Raw genomic sequence first — 255 nt, 5'->3', positions numbered from 1 at the left:
AAGTCCGCCTACGCACCCTTTAAACCCAGTGAATCCGGATAACGCTTGCACCCTCCGTATTACCGCGGCTGCTGGCACGGAGTTAGCCGGTGCTTATTCATCTGGTACCGTCAAGCTCCCTAGAAAGGAAGTGTTTCGTCCCAAATAAAAGAAGTTTACAATCCAGAGGACCTTCATCCTCCACGCGGCATGGCTGGTTCAGACTTCCGTCCATTGACCAATATTCCTTACTGCTGCCTCCCGTAGGAGTCGGGC

The 255-nt window shown here is 52.9% G+C and carries 1 rRNA gene; it reads right to left on the bottom strand.

Going from position 1 to position 255, the window contains the following annotated elements:
• A 16S ribosomal RNA gene (locus KW844_RS28975) occupies positions 1-255 on the bottom strand; the annotation flags it as partial.

Origin of the sequence: Chitinophaga sp. sic0106 (genome assembly GCF_019219075.1) — a bacterium.
Taxonomy (GTDB): Bacteria; Bacteroidota; Bacteroidia; order Chitinophagales; family Chitinophagaceae; genus Chitinophaga.
This window is presented reverse-complemented; position numbering and strand designations above follow the sequence as displayed.